Here is a 24186-nt window from a genome sequence, read left to right as displayed (position 1 = left end):
AGAACCCGAACCTTTGCCCTGATCCAGGTCTTAACCAGCGATGAAGAAGAGACTGCGGGGCACGGGGCACCTGCGAATGCGGAAACAACCAATCAAACCGAAGGAGACGAGTATGAGCACTGATTACACCATTGTCGACGGCTGGGAATCCCTAAGCGACGCCGAAGCGATCGAAACGGCGGTCGATCGGCATGGCAAGGACGGTACCACGTCGGTTGCCTGGTGCATGCTCGAAGCCTGATTCGGGCGCGGCCCTGAGTACCGGTTCTGGATGGACCTGTTTCTGAAACTAACACAGCAGACGCATGTCGGCTGGGCCTAGAAAGCAGGATGCCTCGTTCCCAGACAAATTACGCGGATAACGCGCATCAATGCGCTTCCGTATTCTGCAGCCTTCAGGGGTGCCACGGGCGTCTTCATCCTGCTGCCCTCCGGAGTTCGATCCGGAGCCCGGCTGTCCCAAGGCCAGACAGGCCATCGCCGCCGCAACGCCGGCTTTGATCGAGAGACTCGTCCCGGCAAGGTGGCCCGCTTGTCGACCATCGGCGCAGATGCGCCGCACGAGAACCTGCTGACCCGGCACACGCTGATGGAACAGTCGCTGCAGGAGATCGGTCTTCCGGCTATCTTTCTAAGGCCCGGCTGGTTCATGGAGAATGCGCTTTGGGACATTTGCAGGGCGGCAATCAACGTGAGACGCGTGATCTCATCCAGATTGTCGCTCTATAGACGTCCCCTCGGTGTGCGACGAAGGCGTGCTGCGTAGCTTCTTGCAGCCGGCCGACAAGCTGTTCCCGATGGTCGCGACGCAGGATGTCGGGCACCTAGCCGCAGCACTTCTCCACGAGGACTGGAGCAGGGCGCAGTTTATCGAACTGGAAGGCGCCGCGCATATCGCCGAACGATCTCGCGCGAGCCTTCGCCATGGTGCTGAAACACCCAATCTCGGTCGAGACGGTGCCGCGCTAGAGCTGGGAGCAGATTTTCCGTTCTCAGTGAACGCGAAATCCATTGACTCGAATCCGGATGCTCGACGGCCTCAACGAGGGATGGATCGACTTCAGCGAGCACGGCCGGTCGGCGATGAAGGGCGCCACAGCACTCGAAAGCGTCATCGCCGAACTCATCAGGGCAGCCATACCAAAGCATCCGTCTGACGCCGCCTTTGTGATGGCTTGCCGCCTGCTGGCGACGCAATAGGGTGACCACACCGACCCGCCGATTGCCGGCCTCCAGGTGGAAACGGGGGAGAGGCTGAGTTCGAACCGGTTTTTTCCGCCCCCAGTTTCTTGGCCTTACTCCGGAACGGACTGCGTCATGATCTCGCTGCGCAGAACGGGTCCTTCATCTCCGAAATAGGTCTTCAATAGCTTTGGAAAGTCATCGGATTGGTAGAACTCGGTGAGCGCCTGATCCACCAGGAGGCGGAAGGTGGAATCGTCGCGCCTTAGCGCGATCCCGTAGGGCTCGTGCGTGAACAGGCGGTTGCCGATCGCCAGCGTCGAGGGCGCGCGCGCATGCGCGGCAAGGCTGATGAGGAGGGCACGGTCGGCGAAATAGGCGTCGATCTTGTGGTTCTCAAGCGCATTCAGCCCGTCCTGATGCGTAGGGAAATCGACGACGCGCGTTTGCGGCACATCGGGGCCGAGTGCCTCGCGCAGTGTTGCGCCGGTGGTCGTGTCCGCACGGACGCCGATGATGCTTGCCGAAGGCGATTTCCTGTCCGTGGCCAGGGTTGGGCGCTTGTCGAGGAAGAGGATCTGCAGGTATTCGGGCGAATCCTTGCGCAGCAGTGCGCTTGCCCCGGTCAGGAAGATCGGCTGGGAGAAATCGACGCTTTCACGCCTGCCAAGATTGATGGTGATGGCGCCGCAGAGCAGGTCGATCTGGTTGCTTTTCACCGCGTCAAAGCCGTCGGCGAGGGTGATTTCGACATAATCCCGCTTCACCTGGGGAAGCTTTCGTGCGACCGCATCGGCGATCTTGCCGCAGAGGTCGATGGTGTATCCCGCCGGATTGCCGTCCTTCTTCTTGAAGGAGAAAGGCACCTCGTCGGTGATATAGCCGATCCGAATGGTTCCCTTCCGCGCGATAAGGTCGAGCGTTTGCGCGGCAGCGGCCATATGCGCCGCAACACCAAGGGCGAGGCCTGCCAGCACCAACCGTCTGATACATTTCGCCAGCATGATCTTCATCTCCGAAAGAATGGTGGCGATCGCAAGCGCTTGAGGGGAGATTATGGTCTGGTCGGTATTTGTCAACGGTGGATTGTTTTTCGAAAGTTTCGCGGCAAGCTTGCGCCTATGGCGTTATCCCTGGAAGCGTGCATCCGCGGGATGACCGCACCGGCCACTTAGGGATCACGAAGAGTTTCGTTATCATCCCGCGCGTTTTCACTTAATTCAGGGTGAATGGTCAGGCCAATGCGACCTTGGGACTTGGAGAGAGGAACGTCATGAAAGATATCGGCAGGGTGATACGGAACTCGGGCTTCGCTTTCTGCGTGGGTTTCATGGCTCTCAGTGCGGTCCTGAGCCTCCTCGGCACTTCGGCGGTCTTTGCCCAGACCATCATTGACGATTGGCGGAATGTGAAGCCGCCAGCGGCGCCGGAGTTGAAGCCGGTAACGGTCGATCTCACGATGACGGCGCTGCTGATCCTCGATTTCAATGGTGCGCAGGATCCAACCAAGGGGCCATGCAACAAGAATACCAAGCCGCGTTGCCTTGCCTCCGTGCCAAAGGTCAAGGCGATGCTCGACGAGGCGCGCGCCAAGGGCGTATTCGTCGTCTATAGCCTCGCCGGCAAGGGTGAGCCGCAGGATATCGCCACGGATCTCGCGCCGCTGGCAAGCGATCCGATCGTCAAGTCCGGCCCGGACAAGTTCATTGGCACCAATCTTCGCAACATCCTCGCCGACAAGGGCATCAAGACGGTAATCGTCACGGGCACGGCGTCGGAGGGCGCGGTGCTCGATACCGCCACCGATGCGGCGCTGAACGGCATGAACATCATTCTGCCGGTGGACGGCATGTCGTCCACCGAGCTCTACGCCGAGCAGTATGTGGCTTGGCACATGGTCAATGCGCCTGGCGTCTCGCAGAAAACGACGTTGACCAGGATCGACATGATCAAGTTCTGATCGTTCGTCCGGTTTGCTGGACACAGCTCAATCCATAAAAACACCCCACTCTCATCTCGAGAGTGGGGTGTTTTTGTTTGAAGTAGGCTGATCCCTCAGGACAGTGTTTCGTCAAGCAAAGTCAACAGGCGTTTCCAATGCCGTTCGGCACCTGTTTCGTCGTAGACGCCGTGGTCGGGGACGGTCCAGCCGTGGGCCATGCCGACATAGTTCTCGATGACGTGGTCGACACCGCCAATGCGGAGCGCCTCGGCGAGGCGGGCGGATTGTTCCGGCGGAAAACTGTTGTCGACGCCGGCAACGCCGATATAGACGCGCGCCTTGATGTCGGCGGCAAGATGGTGCGGGCTGTCTTCGGCGTCGCTGGCGAGATTGCCGCCATGGAAGCTTGCGGCGGCCGCGATGCGGTCGGCATAGGTGGCAGCGGCTGTGAGTGCGCGTCCGCCGCCCATGCAATAGCCGACCGTGCCAACCGGACCCTTGGCACCGGCGGCCGCCAGCGTATCGAGGAAGGCGGCGCTGTCGCGTTTGGTCATCTCCTGCGTCGTACCGCGCAGCATCGTCATGATCGTTTCGCGCGAGGCCGGGTCGCTAAAGGCTGTGCCGTCGAAGGGGCCATAGGCGCCAAAGCGATAGAAGAGATCGGGCAGCAACACGGTGTAACCGGAATCGGCAAGCCGCTGTGCCATGCCATAGAGCGACGAGCGCGGACCCATGGCATCCATGTAGAAAATGATGCCGCGCTCGGCGGTGGCGCCATTGTCGGGGTGGAAGATCGACGCCTTGGCGACGCCGTCGGCGGTATTGATTTCGATGTCCTGCTTCATTGTCGAATTCCTTGCGATCCTGGTTTGAATGCCATTTCCCCGGGCTGGCGCGCACTCTCGCAAATGGTCGTCAGGTGCTCAATAGCATCTCTCAGCGAAAGGGATGTGATGGAGAGAGCGGCGATCAACATCTCTTGAGTTCCCGCCCTTGCCGTCAGTGGAATAGTATCCGGGGCGACGGCGTCGATGCGCGGGGCCGATGGAGGATGCATTCTCATGTCTTTTCGCCAGATGGTTCCGGGCCTTGCGCTGGTGTTTTCTCTTGTCTCGACGCTGGCCTTTGCAGCACCGCCGGAGCAGGGCCATACTGGCGGCGGGGGTGGCGGCAGCGTTCTTTCGCTGCTGCCGGCCGATGCGGTCAGCGATCATGTGCTGAATGCTGATGGCAAGAGCATTCCCTATACGGCGACGGCCGGAACGCTCGATCTTTTCGGCCAGGATGGCCAGCGCAGCGCGGCGATCTTTTATACCGCCTATGTCGCCAAGGATCGTGATCCCAACAGGCCGATCACCTTCGTCTTCAATGGCGGGCCGGGGGCTGCTTCGGCTTTCCTGAGCCTCGGTCTGGTGGGCCCTCGCATTCTCGATTTCGGTCCCGACGCCCGTGACGGTGCCAATGCCAAGCTGGCCGACAATCCCAAGAGCTGGCTGAATTTCACCGATCTCGTGCTGATCGATCCGATCGGCACCGGCTGGAGCCGCACGGTCAAGCCGGATGACGCCAATGACTTCTATGATGTGCGTGCGGATGCCGACAGCCTCGCCAAGGTGATCGCGCTTTATGTCACTCATAATGGGCGGGCTGCCTCGCCGAAATATATTCTCGGCGAAAGCTATGGCGGCCTACGCTCGGCAAAGGTCGCCAGCAGCCTGCGGCGGGAACAGGGCATCCTGATTTCGGGCATCGTCATGCTGTCGCCGCTGATCGAGGGACGGCTCGTCTTTGGGGCGAATGATCTGGCGTTCGGCGCGGCGCTCGAATTGCCGTCGCTGGCAGCCGCCGAACTGGAGCGGCAAAATGCCTTTAGCGAGCAGAGGGTGAAAGACGCCGAGACATTTGCGCTCAATGAATATCTGCCGGCGCTGGCAGGCCCGCCGCCGACTGGCGATGCAGGCCGCGCCTTCTATGGGCGCGTGGCCAAGCTGACGGGTATCCCCGAAGATGTCGTTGCCCGCAATCAGGGCTTTCTGGGCGGCGTCTATCAGAAACACTCCGATGGCGCCGGCGCCGATGTCGCCAGTATGTACGACGCCTCGTTCCTGGCGCCCGATCCCTATCCCCAGTCGGATGCGGAACATGGTGGCGATCCGATCCTGGATGGTTTCGTGCGCGCCTATGGCGGCGCTTTTTCGAGCTACGCGCGCGACGAACTCGGCTTCCATACCGACATGACCTACACGCTGCTGTCGAACTCCGTAAACGAGCAATGGAACTGGGGCGGCCGGAAAGGCGGCTCGCGGTTGAGCGCTAGCGCGACGGACGACATCAAGGAGATGCTGTCACTGGTGCCATCCTCCCGGCTGCTAGTGGCACAGGGCTATAGCGACATCATCATTCCCTTTGGTGTCAACAAGTACGTACTCGACCACATGCCGGCCGCCTATGCCGATCGCGTGGCGCTGAAGCTTTATCGCGGCGGGCATATGTTCTACACGCGGCCAACCTCGCGAGAGCAATTTACTGCGGATGCCAAGGCATTTTTCGAGGCAAAGCCGGCGACGACGCAATCGAATTAATCGTGCTGTATCTGAAACAGATGCTTGATGCGGGCGCTCAGCGAGCTGATGGGAGCGCCGTTGACCAGCATGTTGCTGGCGCCGAAGAGATGATGCTCGGCCTCGATGCGTTTTGAGAGGATGGCCCCCAACTCCTCGGCGAGGGAGGGGCGGTCGCGCAGCAGCGGAGCGAGGCAATCCTCGCTGATCTCGTAGGTGACGACGAAGGTCAGTGCCTTGATCGTGCCGACTTCGCCGGTGTCCATCAGTAGGCCGGCTTCGCCGAAATAGTCGCCGGGGGCGAGCCGTGTCAGCTCGATTTGCCGCTGCGCTTCCTTGCGGGTGATGCTGACAACACCGGAACGCACGATCGTCAGCGCCCGCAGCCGCGTTCCCTGCTCGGCGATGACGGTATCCTTGCGATAGGTGTGGCGCTGCATATGCGATGCCAAGTGTTCCTTCTCGTCTTCGGTCAGCGACGAGAACAGCGGAATATTGCTGAGCAGCCGCCAGGGCGTGCCCGGATGCTGGGCGATGCTCGCTGCTACCTCGGCTCGCTCTTCCGATGGCATCATGATTGCACCGGGAGGGCCGGCAAGCTTTAGGCCGCCGGCTTTCGAATGGCGGTAGATGAGATCGTAGATTTCGTTCTTGGCGGCGGTGGTCTGTGATATGTCGCGGATGCGGAAGGTCAGTTGCAGTTCCACGGCCTGCGCGTCGATCGAATTGACCATGACGCTGGGTTCGGGCGTCTTCTGGATCGTGTTGCAGCTGATCAGAACGTTGCGCATCACCTCGGCGATGACGTTCGGCTGCGTGGTCGGCTGGACACGCACGGTGATGGTGACGCCGTGGCTCTCGTCCGGGCTGGAGAGATTGGTGATCCGCGTCTTGGCAAGGGTGCTGTTCGGAATGACGACGAGGTCGTTGGTGCCGTTGAGCAGATGCGTGGCCCGCCAGTTGGTCTCGACGACGCGGCCCTGGATATCGTTGTCGAGCACGACCCAATCGCCGATGGAATAGGGCCGGCCGAGGTTGAGTGCCAGGCCGGAGAAGACATCGCTCAAGGTGCTTTGCAGCGCCAGGCCGAGAATGATGGCGAAGACGCCGGAGGTGGCGATCAATGTGCCGATGGGGACGCTGAAGACATCGGCGACGACGGAGAGAATGGCGCCGAGATAGATGATGCCGACGACCACATCCTGCAGCAGCCGGCCTTCGCGCGGCTTGCGTTCGAAAATCAGGAACAGCCGGACGAAGGCCACCAGCACCCAGGCGGCGTTGAGCCACCAGACTATCTTGGCGAAGCCGGTGAAGACGCGCAATGTCACCGTGCCCACCGGCGAGCTTTGCTCATAGGGCACGATGCCGTGATAGAGTAGAAGCGCGGTGAGGCTGACGAAAAAGGCGATCTGCCCGATCAGTCGGCCGGCGCGCCGGTGGCGAAGCAGGAAGCGACTGACGAATGTGCCGATGACCACCAGGATGCAGAACTGGACGATGGGATCGGCGAGAAGCGCAATGGACATGAGGACTTGGCCGCAATCAGTCGTTCGGATGACGGGTAAATTGGCACGAACGCCGCTGCAATACCATATGGGGATGGCGTGCTCGTTTTCCCGCCCTCTTCAGCCTTGATCCTCGGGCAGGGTCGGCGCATAAGGTCGTCATCGTCTTATCCTCGGGATAAGGCTTGATATTTAGATGACGATTATCATCTTACATCTGTCATTTCATCCTGCTATCTGCTCCTGACGGGCGCACCTCCCAGCGCCCCGGCATCATCAAGGAATACCCATGACACAGTCTTTTGTGATTAGCGGCGATCTGCTGATCGGCGCGGAGTCGACCGGTGAAAACAAGTCCGTGCGCGCCATCAACCCGGCGACCGGCGCAAACCTGGAACCGGCCTTCGCGATTGCCAGCGAGGCGGAGGTTGCCCGCGCTTGCGAATTGGCCGCCCAGGCATTCGATATCTATCGCGCCACCAGCCCGGAGGCGCGTGCGACGTTCCTTGAGACCATCGCGGCGAACATTCTGGAGATCGGCGATGCGCTGATCGAGCGCGCCACGGAAGAGACCGGCTTGCCGGTCGCCCGCCTGCAGGGCGAACGTGCCCGCACTGTCGGCCAACTCCGGCTGTTCGCGCAAGTGGTTCGCTCCGGCGAATGGCTCGACCTGCGCGTCGACCCGGCTCTGCCGGAACGCAAGCCGTTGCCGCGCCCGGATCTGCGACTGCGCCAGATCGCGCTTGGCCCCGTCGCCGTTTTTGGTGCCAGCAATTTCCCGCTCGCCTTCTCGGTCGCCGGTGGTGATACCGCTTCCGCGCTGGCCGCCGGTTGCCCCGTCGTCGTCAAGGGTCATCTCGCCCATCCAGGCACCGGCGAGCTGGTCGGCCGTGCCATTCGCGCTGCCGTCGTCGCCTGCGGTCTGCCGGAAGGCACCTTCTCGCTGCTGACCGGCGCCAACGAGACCGGTGCGGCGCTGGTGCGCAATCCGCAGATCAAGGCCGTCGGCTTCACCGGCTCGCGTGGCGGTGGCTTGGCGCTCGGCGCTATCGCGGCGGCACGGCCGGAGCCGATCCCGGTCTATGCCGAGATGAGCAGCGTCAACCCGGTCTTCCTATTTCCGGCAGCGCTTGCCGCCCGCGCCGAGGCGATCGGTAGCGGCTTCATCGATTCGCTGACACTCGGCGCCGGCCAATTCTGCACCAATCCCGGCCTGGTCTTCGCCATCGATGGCCCCGATCTCGACCGTTTCGTCGATGCCGCCAGCGCGGCACTGACCGGCCGTGCACCGGCGCCGATGCTGACGCCCGGTATCCACGCCGCTTTCGATAATGGCGTTGCGGCTCTTGCCGGCCATGAGGCGGTGAAGACGGTTGCTCATGGAGCGCCGGCGGAAGGCGTCAACCGTAGCCCCGGCATCTTCTTCGAAACCGATGCCGAGGAATTCCTTGCCGATGAGCGGCTCGGTCACGAGGTCTTCGGTGCCGCGAGCCTGCTGGTACGCTGTAAGGATATCGACCAGATGATCGCCGTTGCCGAAAAGCTGGAAGGCCAGCTCACAGCGACGTTGCAGCTCGATGCCGGCGATCATGCCATTACCGCCAAGCTGCTGCCGGTGCTGGAACGCAAGGCCGGGCGCATCCTCGCCAATGGTTGGCCGACCGGTGTCGAAGTTAGCCACGCCATGGTGCACGGCGGCCCATTCCCGGCGACGTCCGACAGCCGTACGACCTCGGTCGGCACCCTTGCCATCCGCCGCTTCCTGCGTCCGGTGTCCTATCAGGATATTCCGGACGGCTTGCTACCGGTGGAATTGCGGGATGAGGGGGTCAAGGGTCTGCCGCATCTTCTCGATGGCATCCGCAAGGGCAATTGAGCGAGACCTCAATACCTAATAGCGATTGAGGAGATCGCCACCCTTTGGAAACGGGCTATTTGGGCCCGTTTTCTGCTTCCAGTTGATGTTATGCCGCTGTGCTGTGGCGGGCTTCGATATGCGCCTTATAATGCTGGAGCGATAGCTCCGCTCCGAGATGGGATAGTTCGGTGGCGACTGCCTCCGCCGCATGTTCTGCTGGCTCCATGACGCGTTCGAACATCTCTGCTTCGTAGGCTCTGACGGCATTTCTCCAGTCGTCGTTTTCCAGAAGCTGACGGCCAAGTTCGGCTGCGTCCAGCATGGCCGCGTTCACGCCTTCTCCACCGAAGGGCGACATCACATGCGCGGCGTCGCCCAGAAGTGTTATTCCGACCCGATTGTTCCACCGATGCCCGACCGGCAGCGCATAGATTGGCCGCGAGACGATACGGTCATTGCTTGCGTGGATGAGGGCGAGGATCTTCGGCGCCCAGCCTTCGAATTCCGCGGCCAGCTGTGCGCGGGCTGACGCCGGCGACGCAAAGTCAAAGGCTTTGTTGGCCCAGTCGGCGGGCACGCGGAAAATCGCGTAGCCCCTGATGTGGGCGTTGCCGTTGCGCTGCACGATCATGCCTCTGCCGTCAGCCTCGACACCGATCTTGCCACGGCCGACAAGGGCAGCGAGCTCGGGATGGCTGGCGTCGACGTCGTCGATGCCGAATTCGATGAAGCTGATGCCACTATATTGCGGGTGGTAGTGGGAGACCAGCGGCCTTACCTTGGACCAGCTGCCATCGGCACCGATGACGAGATCAAACGGGCCAGCCGTTCCGTGTTCGAAGACCAGGTCGTAGGCGCCGTCTTCCCGAGGGTATACCTCGAGCAGGCCGTGGTTCCAGCGGATGATGCCCGCCGGCAGGGAGGCGAGCAGGATCTGGCGCAGCGCCGTGCGGTCCACTTCAGGCCTGTCGGACTCGTCGGTGTCGTCATCGGCAAACAGCAGCGTACCGTTCTTGTCGTAGAGCCGGCTCCCCTGATCTTCGTAGCGCGCAATCTCCAGGAATTCTTCGTAGAGGCCGGCGTGGCGCAGCGCCAGCTGGCCGGATTCGACGTGCAAGTCGAGCGTTCCACCCTGCGGCCGAGCGAGTGCGTGCTCCTCGCATTCGAAGACGGTGGTTTTCACTCCGCCCTGGTGGAGAATGCGGGCGAGTGTCAGGCCGGCGGGGCCTGCGCCGATGATGGCGATGCGGGGATAAGATGTCATGGACAAAATTCTCTTCTTTCTGTAGATAGGTACCTATATAAATCAACATAGGCACCTATACAAGTGACGAAAATATGACCGATTGGGACTTGTTCGAGAATCCGGCGCCGCTCATCAACATGGCGTCGCGCAGCTTTGCGCGGCTCGGGGAGCGTCGAGTGAAGGCGTTGGGCTTCAGCATCGGCCAGCTGCCGGTGCTCTACCTGCTTCGGAATGGAGCGCGGATGTCTCAGAAGGAGTTGGCGAAGTTCGCCAAGATCGAGCAGCCGTCGATGGCGCAGATGTTGGCCCGCATGGAGCGCGATGGTTTGATCCGGCGCACGCCAGACCCGGCGGATGGGCGCAGCAGCCTCGTGTCGTTGACCGAGGCGGCCCTCGCGAAGCTTCCCGCAGCCCGCGATGCTTTGGACGAGGGACGGGAGATGGTTCTGGCGGGATTCAACGACGACGAGGTTCAAATGCTGCTGCAATTGATGCGGCGACTTAATCGGAACCTGGAGCGGATGATCTTGGAAGAAGATGTGTCGTAGGCACGCTTCTTTGCGTGCCTACGGTATGGGTTTGGCGTCGCCGATTGGTCAGATTTCCGCGTAAACAATCCCCGTGAACGAGCCCGCATGATGCAGAAGCTCACGCTCGCCTGAGCCATCGAGGCTGGCGGAGTAGAGATTGCCGCCGATGTCGGTGAAGAACATGCGGTTGTTAGGGAGGTCGAGCGATAGGCCGATGCCTTCGTCGAGGCCCTCGAGGACGACTTCGGAGGTTGCTGCGAGATCGTCCATCTCGGCGCGGTTGACGGTGTTCCCTCGTGGAAGATTGCCGCGGTCGGTCCAGTAGATGATGCGGGTGGCGAGATCGAGTTCGAGGTCGATCGGCTCGGGCAGCTTGTCGAGCAGGACTTCGATATCGCTGCGGCTCGTTGCCGTCTCGCCTTTGGGAATGTTGATGCCGGCGCGGAAGATGCGGCCAAGGCCGGCATCCGGTGGGCCCTTCTGCGTCCAGTAGATCTGCCCGAGCGGCAGGTCGAGCGCGATGCCGACGCACCAGCGTTCGATATCGGCGCTGTCTTGCGGGCTGTCGCCGTTCTGCACGAGCGTCTCGATATCGGAGCCGTCGATATTAGCGCGCATGACACGCATGCCCTCGCGGTCGCACCAATAGAGCTTGCCATTGCCGTAATCGATCTGGATCTGCTTCGGCGTCACCAACGTGCTGCCGGGCGGAATTAATGTGACGTGGTTGCGGCCGTCGAGATCGATACGCTCGATCGAGCCGTCATGGGCATTGTAGTCAGTGCCCATTTCCGTCCAGTAGAGCCAACCGTTTTCGCTGTCGACGAGAATGCCATCCGGGCTGCGGCCCGGCCGCTGGATGATCAGCTGGAGGTCGGTGCCGTCGATGGCGGAGGAGAGAATTCGGCCGTCATTGATGTCGAGGAAGAACAGCCGTTCGGTGTTTTCGGGAGAGGTGGCAGGCGTCCGTGCTTCTGCTTCAGACATGAGAGCATCCTTTCAAAGGGTCGGATCTGCGGATCACAGCAAGTTAATGATGGCATCGCTTGATGACAGCATCATTCGTCTTCGTGGTCTTATTGAGGATCTGCTGCGGTGCAGCGAAGATCAAGCGCCTAGATGTCGCGGGTCATGCCTCGCCCAATGCGATCGATGTCATGTCGAAGGCGGCGGGGATCTGCGATTCCCGCCAGCGTCCCGGCGTGAGGCCGACGGATTGCGAGAAGACGCGCGTCAAATGGCTTTGATCCGAGAAGCCGCACATCAGTGCGATTTCGGCAAGCGGCGTTCCCTTGCGCATCAGTTCCTTGGCGCGATCGACGCGGCGCTGCATCAGCCAGCGATGCGGCGGGATGCCGGTGCTGCGCGCGAAGGCGCGGGCGAAATGGCTGGTCGAAAGGCCGCAGTGGCTGGCCAGTTGCGCCAGGGATACATCCCGATCCAGCCGGGCATTGATCGTATCGTGGGCACGGCGCAGCTGCCACGGCGTCAAGCCGCCGATTACGGCGGATCGCGCTACCGGCATACGGCCATAATGTTGAGCGATATGGGCGTTGAAGGCCTTGCCGATGGGATCGATAAGCAAAGGCTCCGTTCGGTCAGGATGCGCGATGGCAGAGGTCAGGCGGGATAACAGGTTTTCGAGGACGGTATCGCCTGTAGCACAGCCGGGCGTAAGCGAGAGTTCGGCAATCCGGTCGAAGTTGTGGCGTGACAGATAAAGGCTGATCGTCTCCCTGTCATCCGCCTCTGTGTGCGGGTCGAGGATCAGGCGGGCAAGCGCGATCATGCCATGAGGAAACGGAATGGCCGGAGCGACGCATTCATCAAGCGTGACCCGGTCTAGCGCCGGCTCCTGACCCCGCAGGCCAAGCACGAAAGCGGGCGCCTCGGGACAGTCGAGGTCAATGCCGTTTTTGCAGAGGACAGCGCGAAGCGCGCGCGCTGGCGCGCTCAGCCTGAAATAGTCCTTGGACTGCGCATCTTGCAGCATCGTTGCCACGCCCCAAGCCAACAATAGCCGGCCCCTTAGGGACCGATGCCGCTGACGATTACCAATTTTCACGCCACTATCCTAGATAGTGCAAAGCGAAAGCCGTCAGTCGCGTTAAAATATGATATAAATATACTATTGCTAATATGGCAATGACGCCAGCGCCGGTCATTATGGGAATGCTGATCGCGTTCCCATTTCAAGCCCATTCAAATAACTGTCATCGAACTGCTATAAATCCCCGCCATTCCCATGGCCTGCCGGCCTTCAACGGCGGACCTGAAGCCGGAGATGCATGAGATCATGTCGACGCTCCAGCAAGTCGCCTTTCGCGCCGGCTGCTCGATCGCGACCGCAAGCCGGGTGCTCAATCATAACGGCCCGGTCAGCGACGAGATGGTGCGCCGCGTGCGCCGGGCGGCGGCCGAACTCGGCTATCGCGCCAGCGGCCGCGCAGGCACCTTTGCCCGCCGCCGGCCGGCGATCGGCGTGCTCATCCCCAGCATCACTAACCCGGTCTTTGCGGCTTCGCTTTCCAGTATTCAGCACCGGGCGCTGCATGCCGGCCATAGCGTCTTGATCGCGCAGTCGAACTACGATCCGGCGCAGGAGGCCGATGCCGTCGCCTCGCTGCTGCACCAGCGGCCAACCGGGCTCATCCTCACTGTTTGCGATCCTGAGCGCAGCCCGGCGCTTTCCTCGGCGTTGCCGCCCACCGTGCTGCTCGGTAATCTGCCGACGGCGCGCTTCACGGCTGCGGTGGCGACCGACAATTTCGGCGCCGGCCGAGAACTGACGGATCATCTGCTGCATATGGGGCATCACCGCATCTTGTTCATTGCCGGCCACTTCGCCGCATCGGATCGCGCCAAGCTACGTTATCTGGGTTATCTCAGGTCGATGGAGGAGGCTGGCCATTCGCCGATCGAAGCATTGCAGATTCCTTTCATCGACAGTCTGGAGCAACTCGATCTCGGAGACGTCGTACCCCGGCTAAAGCCGACGGCCATCATTGCGTCCAACGATCTCCTGGCCCTTGGGGTCATGGGTGCGCTCAGACGGCAAGGTCTTTCAATCCCGCGCGACATCTCCGTTGCCGGTTTTGACGGCATTGCCATCGGCCGGCTGATGGATTTGCCGCTGTCGACGGTGGAGATACCGGATGCGACCATGGGGGCGGCCGCTGCCTCGCTGCTGCTCGACATGGCGGAAAATGCCGCGCCGCCACGCCACCTGACCGTGCCCTACCGGCTGCGGCCGGGCCGGACTGTCCGCAATCTCAACACCTCGTCCTGACGCATTCACGGACATGGAAACGCCGCCTCCGGGAAAGGAGGCGGCGTCGGTCGGTCAATCAAGTCTTAGCTGCGCGGCAGCATGCCTTCGACGTCAGAAGCGGCGTCATCAAGGGCTTCCTTCGGCTCGGCCGAGCCGTCGACGATGCGCGACAGGTTGTCGACGATCGTCTGGGTGACCTTGACACCGTTGGCGCCGGGGAAGGCGTACCAGGGGATCATCACCGGCATCTGGCTGAGGCCAGCCTGGAACAGCGGGTTCTTCTTGTAGAAGTCACCGAGATACTCGGCCGACTTGGCGGCGAGCTCGTTGTTCGGGACATAGCCGGTGCCGGGAACGACGACCGATGCGCCATAAGGGCCGGCGGCGAACTTGGCGAACTTCCAGGCGGCTTCTTCCTTGACCGGATCATGCGTCAGGATGACGACGGCGTTGCCGCCGGTCGGCAGGCGGCCGTTGACCGGATCGATCAACGGGATCTTGGCGGTGCGCAGGTCGAACTTGGCGCCGACATTCTTGACCGTGTTGACGAGCGCGCCGGTGGTCTGGAATTCGAAACCGACCTTGCCGGCGGCGAAGGCCTGTTCGCCGGCAGCCTTGGTGAAGACCGGCATGCCGCCTTCCTTGACGAAGCGCTGGATTAGCGCGACGGCCTTCTGTCCTTCAGGACCGTTGAAGGCGACCTTGCTTTCATCGTCGCTCAGCATTTTGCCGCCGGCGCCGAAGAGGAGGGCAGAGAACATCCAGTCGTCGCCCTGCCAGCGGAAGTCCATGCCGTCGACGCCGTTGCCGAGTGCCTTGATCTTGCCGGCAAGCGTAATGACCTCGTCCCAAGTCTTAGGCGGGTTGTCGGGGTCGCCGCCGGCTGCCTTAACGAGGTCGGCGTTGTAGTACATGATCGGGTTCGAGGTCGCAAAAGCGAGGCCGACCTGCTTGCCCTTGACCTGGGCGAGCTTAAGGATGGTGTCGGAGAAGCCCTGGGCGGCCATGTTGCCGTCCTTCTGGACGAGCGACCCGAGATCGACGGCGACATTGCGCTCGTCCATCATCCGCAGGCGGTTGAGGCCGATGAAGGTGACATCGGGCATCTCGCTGGTGCCGGCCTGGCGCAGGATGGTCTGGATGCCTTCCTCATAGGTCGCCGAGGGTGCGGCGAACTGGATCTTGATATCCGGATTTTCTTCCATGAACTTCTTCGAGATCGTGTCCATCACGTTCTTGAAGAAGCCGGGCATCGGATAGTGAACCGTCAAGGTTGTCTCGGCATAGGCCGGGACCGACACGACCATCGAAATGGCCGCGGCGGCGAGAATCTGGGTGATATGCTTCATCGCTCGTTCTCCTGTTTCGAACCGGTCAGCCCTTGAGACCGGTCATGGTGATGCCCTCGACGAAGCGCTTCTGTGCCAGAAGAAATGCGGCGACGAGGGGAAGGGTGATCATCAGCGTGGCGGCCATCAGCGCGCCGTAGTCGTCGCCGGCCTCGGCCGCGCGGAAGTACATGAGGCCCAGCGGTGGCGTGGCGTAGGCCTGCTTGCTGATGACGATCAGCGGCCAGTAGAGGTCGTTCCAGTGTGCCACGACCGAGAAGATCGCGAAGGCGGTGACGGCCGGCCAGGCGTTGGGCACGATGACGCGAGCGACGATACCGAGTTCCGACATGCCGTCGAGGCGGGCGGCATGGATCAGGTCGTCCGGCATGGCACGAAAGAACTGTAGGAACATGAAGATCGCGAAGACCGAGATCGAGAAGGGCGCCACCAGCGCGGTGTAGCTGTTCAGCAGCGACAGGCTGTTGAAGGCGACATAGAGCGGCAGGGCGGTGGCGTGGATCGGGATCAAGAGGCCAAGCATCACCAGCACCATCATCAGGCGCGCAGCCGGGAACTTCAGCTTCGCCATGGCATAGGCGCAGGGAATGGCGATCAGCACCTGGAAGAAGAAGATCAGGCCGCAGACGAGAACGCCGTTGAGGAGCAGCGTGCCCATCGGCACCTTGGCCAGCGCATGGGTGATGTTCTCGATATAGAAGAAATGCGTCGGGATCAGCCTCAGGGCGGAGGTAAAGATATCGTCCTGCGCCTTGCCGGCGGTCGAGATCATGAAGATGTAGGGCGCGAGGAAGACGAGCGAGCCGAGGATCAGCAGCGAAAGGCGCAGGATGCGGCCGGGGGTGAAGCCTGTGGAGGTCATGTGTAATGCACCTGCCGGTCGAGGACGCGATATTGCAGGAAGGTCAGCACTACCAGAATGGCGAGGAAGACCGTCGTCATCGCCGAGGCGTAGCCGACCTGCATATAGACGAAGCCTTCCTGGTAGATGGTGAAGAGCAGCACTTCCGAGGCATGGTTCGGGCCGCCGTCGGTCAGCGTCTTGACGGTATCGAAGACCTTGACCGCATTGATGATGCTGATGGTGGTGACGAACAGCGTCGTCGGCGCGAGCATTGGCCAGGTGACCAGCCAGAAGCGGTCGAGCGCCGATTTCGCGCCGTCCACTTCTGCGGCGGCATAAAGCTCGCGCGGGATGGCGGTGAGGCCGGCGAGGAACAGCACCATGTTGAAGCCGACCGTCTGCCAGACGCCAATGATCGACAGGCTGTAGAGCGCGGTCGCCGAGGAGGCGAGCCAGTTCGGGCGCGGCAGGCCGATTTCGCCGAGCAGGGCGTTGATCGGGCCGATGGTCGGATGGAAGAGATATTGCCAGACGGTCGCCATGGCGACGATCAGCGAGGCAACGGGGAGAAAATAGGCGGTGCGGAAGAAGCTGCGGCCGATGCCTTCGCTCTCGATCAACAGTGCGACGCCGAGGCCAAGCACGATCGAGACGGGGGCGACGATGGCGGTATAGACCGCCGTGTTCCACAGTGATTTCTGGAAGGTGCGGTCCTTCAGCAAATGCGCGTAGTTCTCGAAGGCGACGAAGCGCAGGCTCTTGTCGCCGAGCTGAAAGTCGGTGAAGCCGAGGAAGACGACGGCGACGATCGGCAGGAGCACGAACAGCACGATCAGCATGATGGCCGGAAGCGCCAGCAGCAGAGCGGTGCGGGCCTCGCTGCGCTCGTGTTTTACCGCCGTTCGCATCGGGATAGCCGTGGCGGCGATGCTAGCCATGGGCTTTCTCCCGGCCGGCTTCGACCGCAACGGGGGTCGTGCGCAGGCGGCGGCCGTCTTCGGCAAAGACCATGGCCTGTTCCGGCGCCAGTGTCAGCGCGACCGGCATGCCGGCGGACAGGCCCGCAGTGTCGGTGGGGGTGAGCTTGGCGACGATGCTTTCGCCGATGGCGTCGAGCTTGGCACGCAGGATGACTTCCGAGCCGAGGAATTCCATCCGCTCGATATGGGCAGCGAGCGCATCCTGGCGGTTGCCGGCGAGACGAACGAATTCCGGACGAATTCCGAGCGTAACGGTGGAGCCGGCAAAGGTGCTTTCGTCCAGCGCCAGCCTGATGCCGCCGAAGGCGACGGTGCCATTTTCGGCGAGCGCCGGCAGCAGGTTGATGCGCGGCTGGCCGACGAAGCGGGCGACCTCGACATGGGCCGGATCGTCATAGATCGTCTGTGGCGACGCCAACTGCAACAACTGCCCGCCGATCATCACAGCGACGCGGTCGGCCATCGACAGGGCTTCCGCCTGGTCGTGGGTGACATAGACGGTGGGAACGCCGGCGCGACGGTGCAGATCGACGATCTCGCCGCGCGCATGGACGCGCAGGTTGGCGTCGAGATTGGAGAGCGGCTCGTCCATCAGGAAGACGCTCGGGCGGCGTACCATGGCGCGGGCGAGCGCCACGCGCTGGCGCTGGCCGCCGGACATCTGGCCGGGCTTGCGGTCGAGCAGATGGTCGATCTTCAGTGAGGTCGCCATCTCGCGGACATCGCGGATGATGCCGCTGCGGGTCGCGCGCTGGCCGGGGATCAGCGCGCCGATGAAAGGCAGGCGCTGGACGCGTGTCAGGCGGCGCATGGCGAGCGGCACGGCAATGTTTTCGGATGCCGTCAGATGCGGATAGAGCGCGTAGGACTGGAAGACCATGGCGATGTTGCGGTCGGCGGCCGCGACGCCCGAGATGTCGTTGCCGGCAACAAGGATCTCACCGGTATCGGCATGATCGAGGCCGGCGAGGATGCGCAGCAGCGTGCTCTTGCCGCAACCGGATGGGCCGACGAGGGCGATGAATTCGCCCGGTTCGACGTCAAGGCTGACGCCCTTCAGAATGGCGTTGCCGCCGAAGGATTTGGTGATGCCACGAAGCGAGAGCGCGCTCATTCCGTCGGCTCCTTCTGTGCCTTCGGAGCCGCTTGCGGATAGACTTCCATGACGACGTCATCCAGGAAATAAGCGGTCATGCCGGGGACGGCGACGATCTCGGTGGTGACGTCGTCGCCAAGCTCATGGATTGCGGCGCCGATCAGGCGTTCGCCCGGCATCTCGCGTTCCATTGTGTCGAGGATGAAGGCGGCGGGCGGCGCCCAGACCAGCGCCGTATCGTTGAAGCGGCCTTCCCAGGTCCAGTGCAGATGGCCGCTGCCGAGTAGGGCAACGTCGTGGGCTGATATCAGATCGTAGAGCCGGCGGCGCTGTGGGGGGCGCACGCTCCAATAGCCGGTGTCGCCTTCGTTCGGGGCATCGACGAACAGCGGCTTGTGGGCGAAGAGCGCCACGCGGCGGTTGCCGCGGCTTTCGAGCGTCTCCTGTAGCCAATCGAACTGCTTCTGCTCTTCGGCGTCCTCGAAGCCCATCAGCAGGCTGTTGAGGCCGATCAGCCGCCAGTTGTCCACGTCCTTCGCCCAGTAATCCGGGCCGACGAGACGGCGCCAGCGCGCCAGGCGCTCGGGATTGACGGGCTGATAGGAGCCCGGCAGATGACCGACATCATGGTTGCCGGGCACGATCAGCATCGGCACGGAGACCTGATGCATCAGGTCCATGGAGAAAGTGAGGTCTTCATCCTTGTCGGCGCCGTCGACGCTGAGGTCGCCGGTATGGATGACGAGATCGGCGCCAGCTGCTTCGATCCACCGCGCCAGCGGCTCCCAATTGCCGTTGAAATGCGGCTTGTTCGGGCTCAAATGGGTGTCGGTGATCTGGATGATCTTCAAGGCGCGTCTCCGAAAAACGAAAAGAGAGAGCGCTTGTGGAGGGAGTTTCCTTCAAAACCGGCGCTTCTTGCCGATCTCTTTAGAAGGCCCCGATGTCAGTTAGGTAACGGGTCTTTTCACCTGTTTTCCAGTTTTGTCATATATTCGTCAAATGGCGCCGGTCCCTCTCATATGCCTAATTGAAAGACTATACGTCGGCGGTTCCGGTGATATAGATCGCTGCCGAAAGAGGAACAGAGATGTCAGACGAACAAAGCCGCATCACCACGCTCGAAGAGCTGGTGGCCTATCAGGCAAAGACCATCGAAGAATTGTCCGACCAGGTGGCGGAGCAATGGAAAGTGGTCGAGCAGATGAGGCTGAAGCTCGATCGGCTGGCGGAGCGTTTCCTGACGCTGGAAGAGCAGACAATGGATGCGCCAGCCATTACAAAGCCGCCGCATTACTGAGCCGTCGTACTGACTGGGCTGGTGCACCATCACGTTTCGGTGTTTCACGCGGGCGTGTGTAACAAAAGCCTCTATCCTCCCGTATCCCTTTCGACCGGAGAATTTACACTCGCGGTCGAGAGGAGATCATCATGAAAGATACGATCCGCAAGGCCCTGTCGCATGTTGCCCGCCCGGCGGCCTTTGCCGTTGGCGCCGTGTTGCTGGCCGGCGTTGCGCTGCAATTCGTGGGCCATGCCTCGGCTGAAGACGCCCGTGTTATTCCGGCGCCGGCCGTGGATGAAAAGCCGGGCTCGGGCAGCACGGAAACCACCGTTCTTGCCGGCGGCTGCTTCTGGGGCGTGCAGGGTGTGTTCCAGCATGTCAACGGTGTGATCAGCGCCACCTCGGGCTATGCCGGCGGCAAGAAGGATACGGCTCAGTATGAGACGGTGAGCGGCGGCGATACGGGCCATGCCGAATCCGTGCGGATCGTCTTTGATCCGCACAAGGTCAGTTACGGGCATCTGCTGCAGATCTATTTCTCGGTCGCCCACGACCCGACGGAGCTGAACTATCAGGGGCCGGACAGCGGCACGCAATATCGCTCAGCAATCTTTCCGACGACCGCCGAGCAGGCTGATGTCGCCAAAGCCTATATCGGGCAGCTTAACCACGCCAAGGTTTTCGACGCGGAGATCGTCACCAAGATCGAGCCGGAGCGGCAGTTCTATGCCGCCGAGGGCTATCACCAGAATTTCCTGACGATGAACCCCAATTATCCCTATATCGTCGTCAACGACCTGCCGAAGGTCAAAAACTTGCAGCGCCTTTTCCCTGGGGACTATCGCTCCGATCCGGTGCTGGTCGCAGCGAACGCCTCGGAAAATTGAGGAGAGCCGGCTAGCAATGCGGGCCGGTCAGAGCGGCTTTGCAGGAAATGCTCGTTATTCTCCTGATGTCTGGTGTATTGCTTTGCAATTGCCAGACATCAATCCAGACATCAATTGAGAGTGCTTTTTACCATGATCGTCCGCGACCGGCCGAGCCTTTTCCAGCTTTTCTTCATTATGCGCGGTTCGGTCGTCCGACGAATATTGCCGCAGATCGTCGTGATCTTCCTGCTATCGGTGTTGATCGTCTGGGGCCATGAGGAGCGGCCGAACGTCATCCTCTCCTTCAACGGGTCGCCTTTCTCGCTGCTCGGCATCGCGCTTTCGATCTTCCTCGGCTTCCGCAACAACGCCTGTTACGATCGCTGGTGGGAAGGGCGGCGCGACTGGGGGCTGCTCATCCAGGTCAGCCGCGGCTTTGCGCGGCAGACATTGATGCTGGAGGCTGCCGGCGAGACCGGGCGTCAGGCACGCAAGGGTTTGCTGCAGTTGACGATGGCCTTCGCGCAGGCGCTGGTCTGTCATTTGCGGCCCGGCGGCGACGAGAACAAGGTGCTGCAACACCTGGCGCCCAGCGAAGTTGATTTCTACCGCGCGGCTCAGAATAAACCGGATCTCCTGCTGCGCCTGATGTCGGCCGATCTGGCGCGGCTGAAGGCAGCGGGCGGAATTTCGGATATCCAGTATCAGATGCTTGATGCCAGTGTCGGCCAGATGGGGGCGGTACAGGCGGCCTGCGAGCGCATCCGCAACACGCCGCTGCCGTTTGGTTATACGCTGCTTCTGCACCGCACCGCCTATCTCTTCTGCTTCCTGCTGCCCTTCGGTTTCGTCGATACGCTGGGCTGGGGTTCGCCGTTCGTGGCCGCTCTGGTCGCCTACACCTTCTTCGGCCTCGATGCGCTTGGCGACGAGCTGGAGGACCCCTTCGGCAATCGTCCGAACGCTTTGGCGATCGGCGCTCTTGCCGATACGATCGAGATCAATCTCAGGGAAGCGCTCGGCGAAACCGACCTGCCGCCAATGCCGCAGCCCAGGGATTTCGTGCTGATGTAGGGGCCTGCAAAAAATATTTGCCGGGCCATGGAATAAGATCGGCTCGGCTTCCGTATATTGGGGTATGGAACGCAACAAACGGACATTCGACGTTTTAGGGCAGCTCGGTTCGCTGAGACGATATGCCCGTTCGCTTGTCCGCAATGCGGATGAGGCGGAAGACCTGGTGCATGATGCGCTGGTCAAGGCCTATGAGCGCAAAGCGAGTTTCCGGCGCGGCGCGAACCTGCGCACCTGGCTGCTGTCGATCCTGCACAATGCCCATATCGACCGCTTGCGCCAGAAGCGTTCACTGAACCGTCGCCATGAAGAGGCGGCAGTCGAGTTCGAGCCGGCCCTTCCGGCCTCGCAGGACCATGCCGTGCGCCTGAGCCAGGTGCGGGACGCCTTCTTCAATTTGCCGGAAGAGCAGCGCGAGGCGCTGCATCTGGTGGCGATCGAGGATCTTTCCTATCAGGAGGCGGCCTCCGCGCTCGGCATTCCCATGGGGACGCTGATGTCGCGTATCGCTAGGGCTCGCGCCAGCCTCCGGAGTTTCGAGGAGACGGCACCCAAGATTTCGCATCTTCGGCTCATCGACGGAGGCGGCAATGAAAACAATTGATCCGATCATCGATAGCGATCTCGACGCCTATGTCGATGGCGAGCTGACCGTGGCGCGCCGTGTCGAGGTGGAATCCTATCTCTCCGAGCATCCGGCGATCGCCGCTAAGGTCATGGCTGATCTCAGCATGCGGGGCGAGCTGCGCATGGCGCTGGCGGGTGAAGGTCTGGCGGCAAGGGCGGAAACCCGCGAAGCCGCCCGGCGGCTGGAGCGCGGGCTCGCCTATGGCCGCGTGCTGAGCTCCTTCCAGCGGGTGGCGGCCGTCGCCATGCTGATGGCGACCGGCTGGGTGGCGCATACATCCTTCGGCGCCTTCACGGCGAGCGAGGTCAATGCTTCGGTTCCGGCACCTGCTTTCGTCGACGATGCGGTGCGCACCTATCAGGCGACTGCGACGCGCGACACGATGAAATCGCAGCCCGGGCAGTCCGGCTACAATCCGGAAGAGATCCGCGCCTCGACGGCGATCGTCCTTCCAGAGATGCCAGCGGGCTGGCGCGTCACCGATGCGCAGATCTATCCGTCCGAATTCGGTCCGAGCGTTGAAGTGGCTGTCGATGCCGGCAAGGGCGGGCAATTATCACTGTTTGCCATCCGTCCGGGCAACTTCGCCGTCCAGAAGGTCAGCCATGTCACGCGCGACAATGTCCAGGCTGCCTATTGGCAGATCGGCGAAGTCGCCTACGCCCTGATCGGCGGCGGCAAGGCGAACGAACTCGATGGCGAGGCTGAAAAGCTCGCCCGCACCCTTTACTAGTTTTGATCAAAGGAGATCGACTATGAACCCGACCAATCCGCGCTTCGGCTATGGCGCCGCTGCCGGCTCGCAGGCGCTCTTCGACGAAGGCCTGCGCAAGCACATGCTGCGCGTCTACAACTACATGGGCATTGGCCTTGTGGTGACCGGTATCGTCGCGATGATCGTCGGCACGACGCCGGCGCTCTACGTGCCGATCTTCCAGTCGCCGCTGAAGTGGGTCGTCATGCTGGCGCCGCTCGCCTTCGTGCTGTTCTTCTCGTTCCGCATCCAGACGATGTCGGCGAGTGCGGCGCAAACGATGTTCTGGGCTTTCTGTGCCGTCATGGGCCTGTCGCTTGCATCGGTGTTCCTGGTCTTCACCGGCACCAGCATCGCGCGGACCTTCTTCATCGCTGCCACCATGTTTGGCGCGACCAGTCTCTACGGCTATACGACCAAGCGTGACCTTGCCAATATCGGCTCGTTCCTGATGATGGGCCTGTTCGGCGTCATCATCGCCAGCGTCGTCAATATCTTCCTGGGCTCGAGCGCGCTGCAGTTCGCCATCTCGATCATCGGCATCGTGGTCTTCGTCGGCCTGACCGCCTGGGATACGCAGAACATCAAGGAACAGTATGCCGAGAACCACGATCAGGAGACTTCGCAGAAGCTCGCTGTCTTTGGCGCACTGTCGCTCTACCTGAACTTCGTCAACATCTTCCAGCTTCTCCTGAACTTCACGGGCGAGCGGGAATAGCATCGGACTTTTAAGCTTGGGCATGATCTGAAAGTTACTCCACTCTTTCGTTTGATCGTGCTCCGGGAATGCGTCTCCCTGGGGGTTTGTGAGACGCATGACGCGCCTGCGGTATCTGCGCCGATACCGCAGGCGTACTTTATTTTGGGGTTGGGATTGGGGTGGTTGGTCAGTAGCGGTCTATTCGTAGGAGCGCGATGATGCATGCTCCGAGGCGTCGTCAGAACGTTGTGGCAGCTTCCGAGTTCACTGAGAGTTCCTCACCCTCCTCTGTCACTGACGTGACATCTCCCCCACAAGGGGGGAGATTGGTAACTTGTGGTACTCTCTCGCCTCAAACTGATGTTGAGTCTGCTGAAATCGAGGCTGATCGCCTTAAGGAGAGCGGGCGGCATCCTCCCAACAATCTCCCCCCTTGTGAGGGAGATGTCACGAAGTGACAAAGGGGGTATCAGAGGTGCGTCACATGAGAGACTGCGGTCCCTGACACC

General features: G+C 61.6%; 24 protein-coding genes. 13 read left to right on the top strand and 11 right to left on the bottom strand.

Annotation, left to right across the window (positions count from 1 at the left end; all coding sequences use genetic code 11):
* The first annotated feature begins 112 nt into the window (after nucleotides 1-112).
* Complete coding sequence (locus RRH01S_RS35130) at nucleotides 113-241, top strand: hypothetical protein (RefSeq protein WP_258719677.1); 129 nt, start codon at nucleotides 113-115, stop codon at nucleotides 239-241.
* 770 nt (nucleotides 242-1011) lie between these two features.
* On the top strand, nucleotides 1012-1200 hold the full coding sequence (locus RRH01S_RS34660) for a hypothetical protein (protein WP_174010350.1): 189 nt from the start codon (nucleotides 1012-1014) through the stop codon (nucleotides 1198-1200).
* Nucleotides 1201-1295: 95 nt separating this feature from the next.
* On the opposite strand, the gene RRH01S_RS28460 is transcribed toward RRH01S_RS34660, so the two are convergent.
* The gene (locus tag RRH01S_RS28460) at nucleotides 1296-2186 is read right to left on the bottom strand and encodes an amino acid ABC transporter substrate-binding protein (protein WP_042476116.1); all 891 of its coding nucleotides are present in this window, start codon (nucleotides 2184-2186) and stop codon (nucleotides 1296-1298) included.
* Between the two features lie 269 nt (nucleotides 2187-2455).
* On the opposite strand from RRH01S_RS28460, the gene RRH01S_RS28455 reads away from it, so the two are divergent.
* Entirely contained in the window at nucleotides 2456-3142 is a 687-nt protein-coding gene (locus RRH01S_RS28455) for a cysteine hydrolase family protein (RefSeq protein ID WP_052365328.1), read from the top strand.
* A 95-nt stretch (nucleotides 3143-3237) separates the two neighbouring features.
* Here the strand turns inward: RRH01S_RS28455 and RRH01S_RS28450 are convergent, their stop codons facing one another.
* Nucleotides 3238-3969: a dienelactone hydrolase family protein gene (locus RRH01S_RS28450; RefSeq protein ID WP_012652500.1), complete on the bottom strand. Its 732-nt coding sequence runs from the start codon at nucleotides 3967-3969 to the stop codon at nucleotides 3238-3240.
* Nucleotides 3970-4185: 216 nt separating this feature from the next.
* On the opposite strand from RRH01S_RS28450, the gene RRH01S_RS28440 reads away from it, so the two are divergent.
* On the top strand, nucleotides 4186-5706 hold the full coding sequence (locus RRH01S_RS28440) for a S10 family peptidase (protein ID WP_042476098.1): 1521 nt from the start codon (nucleotides 4186-4188) through the stop codon (nucleotides 5704-5706).
* Here RRH01S_RS28440 and RRH01S_RS28435 read toward each other — a convergent pair.
* Nucleotides 5703-7214, bottom strand: coding sequence for a mechanosensitive ion channel family protein (locus RRH01S_RS28435; RefSeq protein WP_012652498.1), 1512 nt, complete (start codon nucleotides 7212-7214; stop codon nucleotides 5703-5705). The genes RRH01S_RS28440 and RRH01S_RS28435 overlap by 4 nt on opposite strands.
* A gap of 268 nt (nucleotides 7215-7482) precedes the next feature.
* Here RRH01S_RS28435 and RRH01S_RS28430 point away from each other — a divergent pair, with 268 nt between their 5' ends.
* Nucleotides 7483-9069: an aldehyde dehydrogenase (NADP(+)) gene (locus RRH01S_RS28430; protein WP_034521327.1), complete on the top strand. Its 1587-nt coding sequence runs from the start codon at nucleotides 7483-7485 to the stop codon at nucleotides 9067-9069.
* 88 nt (nucleotides 9070-9157) lie between these two features.
* Here the strand turns inward: RRH01S_RS28430 and RRH01S_RS28425 are convergent, their stop codons facing one another.
* On the bottom strand, nucleotides 9158-10315 hold the full coding sequence (locus RRH01S_RS28425) for an FAD-dependent oxidoreductase (protein WP_042476095.1): 1158 nt from the start codon (nucleotides 10313-10315) through the stop codon (nucleotides 9158-9160).
* Between the two features lie 74 nt (nucleotides 10316-10389).
* Here RRH01S_RS28425 and RRH01S_RS28420 point away from each other — a divergent pair, with 74 nt between their 5' ends.
* The gene (locus tag RRH01S_RS28420) at nucleotides 10390-10845 is read left to right on the top strand and encodes a MarR family winged helix-turn-helix transcriptional regulator (protein ID WP_012652495.1); all 456 of its coding nucleotides are present in this window, start codon (nucleotides 10390-10392) and stop codon (nucleotides 10843-10845) included.
* A gap of 48 nt (nucleotides 10846-10893) precedes the next feature.
* On the opposite strand, the gene RRH01S_RS28415 is transcribed toward RRH01S_RS28420, so the two are convergent.
* Both RRH01S_RS28415 and RRH01S_RS28410 read right to left on the bottom strand, forming a co-directional pair.
* The gene (locus RRH01S_RS28415; RefSeq protein ID WP_012652494.1) at nucleotides 10894-11814 is read right to left on the bottom strand and encodes a YncE family protein; all 921 of its coding nucleotides are present in this window, start codon (nucleotides 11812-11814) and stop codon (nucleotides 10894-10896) included.
* 142 nt (nucleotides 11815-11956) lie between these two features.
* A complete protein-coding gene (locus RRH01S_RS28410) occupies nucleotides 11957-12820 on the bottom strand; it encodes an AraC family transcriptional regulator (protein WP_042476092.1) in 864 nt (287 codons plus the stop codon).
* Nucleotides 12821-13123: 303 nt separating this feature from the next.
* Here RRH01S_RS28410 and RRH01S_RS28405 point away from each other — a divergent pair, with 303 nt between their 5' ends.
* Nucleotides 13124-14116: a LacI family DNA-binding transcriptional regulator gene (locus RRH01S_RS28405; protein ID WP_042476110.1), complete on the top strand. Its 993-nt coding sequence runs from the start codon at nucleotides 13124-13126 to the stop codon at nucleotides 14114-14116.
* Nucleotides 14117-14181: 65 nt separating this feature from the next.
* Here the strand turns inward: RRH01S_RS28405 and RRH01S_RS28400 are convergent, their stop codons facing one another.
* The 5 genes from RRH01S_RS28400 to RRH01S_RS28380 are packed head-to-tail and all read right to left on the bottom strand — an operon-like array spanning nucleotide 14182 to nucleotide 19218.
* Nucleotides 14182-15447 carry an ABC transporter substrate-binding protein gene (locus RRH01S_RS28400; RefSeq protein WP_012652491.1) on the bottom strand — a complete coding sequence of 422 codons (1266 nt, stop codon included), beginning with the start codon at nucleotides 15445-15447 and terminating at the stop codon, nucleotides 14182-14184.
* A 25-nt stretch (nucleotides 15448-15472) separates the two neighbouring features.
* Nucleotides 15473-16309 carry a carbohydrate ABC transporter permease gene (locus RRH01S_RS28395; protein WP_034521338.1) on the bottom strand — a complete coding sequence of 279 codons (837 nt, stop codon included), beginning with the start codon at nucleotides 16307-16309 and terminating at the stop codon, nucleotides 15473-15475.
* Nucleotides 16306-17229 (bottom strand): carbohydrate ABC transporter permease, encoded by a 924-nt coding sequence (locus tag RRH01S_RS28390; RefSeq protein WP_042476089.1) that lies wholly within the window; start codon nucleotides 17227-17229, stop codon nucleotides 16306-16308. Before RRH01S_RS28390 ends, RRH01S_RS28395 begins: the two co-directional genes overlap by 4 nt.
* Nucleotides 17222-18385 (bottom strand): ABC transporter ATP-binding protein, encoded by a 1164-nt coding sequence (locus tag RRH01S_RS28385; RefSeq protein WP_042476086.1) that lies wholly within the window; start codon nucleotides 18383-18385, stop codon nucleotides 17222-17224. Before RRH01S_RS28385 ends, RRH01S_RS28390 begins: the two co-directional genes overlap by 8 nt.
* Entirely contained in the window at nucleotides 18382-19218 is an 837-nt protein-coding gene (locus tag RRH01S_RS28380; protein ID WP_042476083.1) for a metallophosphoesterase family protein, read from the bottom strand. Before RRH01S_RS28380 ends, RRH01S_RS28385 begins: the two co-directional genes overlap by 4 nt.
* A gap of 239 nt (nucleotides 19219-19457) precedes the next feature.
* Between RRH01S_RS28380 and RRH01S_RS28375 the strand changes: the two genes are divergently transcribed.
* From RRH01S_RS28375 to RRH01S_RS28350, 6 genes are all read left to right on the top strand, one after another.
* On the top strand, nucleotides 19458-19667 hold the full coding sequence (locus tag RRH01S_RS28375) for a SlyX family protein (RefSeq protein WP_034521346.1): 210 nt from the start codon (nucleotides 19458-19460) through the stop codon (nucleotides 19665-19667).
* Between the two features lie 131 nt (nucleotides 19668-19798).
* Nucleotides 19799-20539: a peptide-methionine (S)-S-oxide reductase MsrA gene (msrA, locus tag RRH01S_RS28370; protein WP_042476080.1), complete on the top strand. Its 741-nt coding sequence runs from the start codon at nucleotides 19799-19801 to the stop codon at nucleotides 20537-20539.
* A 132-nt stretch (nucleotides 20540-20671) separates the two neighbouring features.
* Nucleotides 20672-21595: a bestrophin family protein gene (locus tag RRH01S_RS28365; RefSeq protein ID WP_042476075.1), complete on the top strand. Its 924-nt coding sequence runs from the start codon at nucleotides 20672-20674 to the stop codon at nucleotides 21593-21595.
* Nucleotides 21596-21659: 64 nt separating this feature from the next.
* On the top strand, nucleotides 21660-22199 hold the full coding sequence (locus RRH01S_RS28360) for a sigma-70 family RNA polymerase sigma factor (RefSeq protein WP_007699204.1): 540 nt from the start codon (nucleotides 21660-21662) through the stop codon (nucleotides 22197-22199).
* Nucleotides 22186-22956 (top strand): anti-sigma factor family protein, encoded by a 771-nt coding sequence (locus RRH01S_RS28355; protein ID WP_042476069.1) that lies wholly within the window; start codon nucleotides 22186-22188, stop codon nucleotides 22954-22956. Before RRH01S_RS28360 ends, RRH01S_RS28355 begins: the two co-directional genes overlap by 14 nt.
* A gap of 22 nt (nucleotides 22957-22978) precedes the next feature.
* Nucleotides 22979-23695: a Bax inhibitor-1/YccA family protein gene (locus RRH01S_RS28350; RefSeq protein ID WP_012652482.1), complete on the top strand. Its 717-nt coding sequence runs from the start codon at nucleotides 22979-22981 to the stop codon at nucleotides 23693-23695.
* Nucleotides 23696-24186: the final 491 nt, after the last annotated feature.

This window comes from Rhizobium rhizogenes NBRC 13257 (assembly GCF_000696095.1).
Taxonomy (GTDB): domain Bacteria; phylum Pseudomonadota; class Alphaproteobacteria; order Rhizobiales; family Rhizobiaceae; genus Rhizobium; species Rhizobium rhizogenes.
This window is presented reverse-complemented; position numbering and strand designations above follow the sequence as displayed.